The 3,285-nt window shown below is 38.8% G+C and carries 2 protein-coding genes; both read left to right on the plus strand.

All coding sequences use genetic code 11. The features are described from left to right. The first annotated feature begins 790 nt into the window (after positions 1-790). Entirely contained in the window at positions 791-1,900 is a 1,110-nt protein-coding gene (locus AC3WVG_RS11180) for a tRNA nucleotidyltransferase/poly(A) polymerase-related protein (RefSeq protein WP_488798199.1), read from the plus strand. Positions 1,901-1,912: 12 nt separating this feature from the next. Next, positions 1,913-3,169: a diguanylate cyclase gene (locus AC3WVG_RS11185; RefSeq protein ID WP_488798200.1), complete on the plus strand. Its 1,257-nt coding sequence runs from the start codon at positions 1,913-1,915 to the stop codon at positions 3,167-3,169. Positions 3,170-3,285: the final 116 nt, after the last annotated feature.

The raw sequence follows: 3,285 nt of genomic DNA on the forward strand, positions 1-3,285 counted from the left end.
GACTAGAATAAACCATGGAAATTAAGTTGATAAAAAGGTTCGGCCACAGGCTCTTTAATGCTTGAATTAGTTATTGAGCGCACTAAACTGCTCAACAAACTACTCAACCAAAAGAAGGTTCAAAAAATTTTCAAAAGCGAAATAATAAATGCATGTTTTGAAAACTATAAATTAATGCAATTATATACTTTATATTTTACGAAAAAAGTATATTATGCTTATATGTATAGTTCAATCTATCGGTTCTTTATCCATTACTATTAAGGGAGCTAGCACCCTTATTTTTTTTAAATAACTATTTCCTGAAGAAGGGAATGTTTATTTTTTCTAAATTCATCCTTTTTCTTAAATGTACATTCAAATTAAATTACTTACGCTGAAATGAACATTTTTTATTGACGAACCTTACTTTTAAAACATAGTGGTGTCATATCAAATAATCAGAAGCTAGTAACTTATCTTGAAAAATGATTCTCTCTTTGATAGATTATTATTGCTTTTTTTCTAAAGACATAAATCTTGACTATCTTTCGCCAAAAAAATACAAAGCGAGAATAAAAAACGCGTCCATTTCTACATTTTTGTTTAAAAAGTAAGAATTTTAACCAAGACCTCCGTCACTGAGAAAATCCGTAACTCTCTATTCGGTCATCAAAGTAATACAAAAATTGAAAAGCGTGGAGAATAAAAAACTAGCCTTAACTATCTATTTCTTTGATTTTATTCAGGATATACAAAACGAAAATTACTTCATCACTTTAAACTTCAGTGCACCATAAGGCTACTCATCATGCGTATTTATCTTGTAGGCGGGGCAGTCCGGGATGAACTACTAGGCAGACCAATTAAAGACAGAGATTATGTCGTCTTTGAAACCGATGAAGAGAGTTTTAAAAAGAGATTTCCCCAAGCAAAAAAAGTAGGGGATAAGGCCCCTGTTTTTATCCTTCGAGACGCACAATATACTCTGTCCAGGTTTAAAAATATCGAAGAGGACTTAAAACATAGGGATCTGACCATAAACAGTCTGGCTAGAGACGAAGCAGGGAAACTGATAGCCCATCCCTTAGCCTTGGCGGATCTCAAGCAAAAAATCTTGCGTCCCATTTCCCGAGAAAACTTCTTTGCTGATCCATTGCGTGTCTTTAGAGTAGGCCGCTTTGCAGCCATTTTTAAAGACTTCACCCTTCATCCGAGCCTGAAACCAATCCTGAAGGAACTAGGACAAAAGCCTAAGCTCTTGCAAAAGATTTCCCCGGAAAGAGTTGGACAAGAATTTTTAAAAGCCTTAGCCGGAGAAAAGCCAAGCCGATTCTTGCAGGTACTAGATGAATGCGCCTGCTTTGTTCCCTGGTTTGAAGAACTTGCCTGTGCTTCCAAAATTCCGGCCGGCCCCAAACCTCATCATAATGAATCTCTGCTTGAACATCTTGCTCAGGTGATGGATAAATTGTCGGGAGATGCGCTGCTGGTCTGGATGGGGCTTGCTCATGATCTGGGCAAAACCATAACCCCTAGGAACAACTGGCCCAGACATTTAAACCACGATAAATTAGGAGAAAGCCTGGCCAAAAATTTAGCCTCAAGACTTAAGCTGCCCAAAAAATTTGTTTTTGCTGGACAAATTGCTGCCCGTTGGCATATGGTAGGAGGGTTGTACGATCAACTACGTCCGGGGACTAAAGTCGATCTGTTAAATAAATTGGGTTCAAGTGATATGATCAAATATTTTTTCACCCTGGTTAGAGCTGATAATGAGCTTGATTTTTTGCCCCGGGCTCAAAAGGACTGGCAAAAAATAAAATCTGTACATCTGCCCCCAAACTTTCACTATAATGGACCAAAAGCCGGTGAAATGCTTCGTATGCTTCAAGCCCAAAGACTGGTTCCAAGGACATAAGAGAGTTCATAAATGAAAAGAGTTCTTGTTGTTGAAGACAGTAACTTTTTCGCTATGGTCATAAAAAATAAGCTTCAGACAGAGGCTCATTTTTATGTCACCTGGGCCAAAAACCTGTCTGAAGCTGTCAAGGAGCTAAACAAAGGCACAGATTTTTTAGCTGCGGTCCTTGACTTCAGTTTGCCAGATGCGCCGGAAGGAGAAATTATTGATGAGGTCATCAATAAAGGTATTCCCTCTATTGTTTTCACCAGCAATATCAGTAAAAAAATTCATGAATTCGTCAGCTCCAAAAAAATTGTGGACTATATTTTAAAAGATGACCCCAACAGTATAGATTATCTCATTTCTTTACTCAAACGCCTAGAAAGTAATCCAGACACTAAGATCCTTGTTGTTGACGACTCACCTCTATTTCGTAACACCATCACAGAACTACTTAAAAACCACCGATATAGTGTCTTTAACGCATGCAATGGCAAGCAAGCCCTTAAAGTTCTTGATGAACACCCGGATATCAAGTTAGTCATTACGGATTATAACATGCCGGAAATGGATGGATTTACCCTTACCCAAAAAATCAGGGAAAAGTACAGCCAGGATGAACTGGCCATTATCGGCATCTCTTCTGAAGGTAACGGTTACATGGCCGCACGGTTTTTGAAATATGGTGCCAATGACTTTATTGTCAAACAAACCTTCATTACTGAAGAATTTTATTGCCGGGTCATCCTGCACTTAGACACTCTAAAACGTCTTCAAGCAATAAAAAATGCGGCCATAAAAGACTTTCTCACAGGACTTTATAACCGCAGATACTTTTTTGAGTTTGGCCAAAAACTTTTTGAAAGCGCAAAACGCGACAATCTAATCCTTGGCTGCGCCATGATTGATGTAGATCACTTTAAAAAAATAAACGATACTTATGGACACAAGGCTGGTGACCTTGTGCTCCAGCATGTATCATCGATTCTCAGAAACAGGATGCGTGGCACGGACATCATTGCCAGGATTGGAGGTGAAGAATTTTGTGTCCTAACCGTTAATTTAAAAGAAAAAGATGCAAAAAAAGTGTTTGAAACTTTACGCCAAACAGTAGAAGATTCACCCGTAGAGATTGATGATGGGAAAAAAATCAAAGTGACCATAAGTATAGGTGTGGTCACTGAACTTGCTGATAGCCTTGAAGATATGCTCAAGAAGGCTGACTCTTTGCTCTATGAAGCCAAAAAAACCGGACGGAACAAAGTGATCGTTAACAAACCATAAATACACGACAAAATAAAAAAGGCAGCTTTAAAAAGCTGCCTTTTTCTCTTCTTGTGGTGCCGAAGGGGGGACTCGAACCCCCACGGGCGTAGCCCACTACCCCCTCAAGATAGCGT

The sequence above is a fragment of the Desulfovulcanus sp. genome, assembly GCF_982781345.1.

Coding starts and splice junctions, on each gene's coding strand:
- AC3WVG_RS11180 (WP_488798199.1), top strand. CDS start 791: ATGCGTATTTATCTTGTAGGCGGGGCAGTCCGGGATGAACTACTAGGC.
- AC3WVG_RS11185 (WP_488798200.1), top strand. CDS start 1,913: ATGAAAAGAGTTCTTGTTGTTGAAGACAGTAACTTTTTCGCTATGGTC.